At 64.3% G+C, this 305-nt stretch carries 1 protein-coding gene; it reads left to right on the top strand.

Annotated features, from left to right (window positions below):
- On the top strand, positions 1–305 hold a 305-nt coding region (locus AC0L2M_RS34675; protein WP_473537282.1), incomplete at both ends, for an alcohol dehydrogenase catalytic domain-containing protein.

Here is a 305-nt window from a genome sequence, read left to right on the forward strand (position 1 = left end):
GCCGAGCCGGGCATCTGGATGGAAGAAGTGCCGGTGCCGGAAATCGGCCCGAACGACGTTCTGATCAAGATCAAGAAGACCGCGATCTGCGGTACCGACGTCCACATCTACAATTGGGACCAGTGGGCGCAGAAGACCGTGCCGGTGCCGATGGTGACCGGCCACGAATTCGTCGGCACCGTCGCCGACTTCGGCGCGGCGGTCACCGAATACAAGATCGGCCAGCGCGTTTCGGGCGAAGGCCACATCGTCTGCGGCCATTGCCGCAATTGCCGGGCGGGCAGGGGGCATCTGTGCCGCAACAC

It is taken from the genome of Mesorhizobium sp. WSM4806 (genome assembly GCF_055811635.1).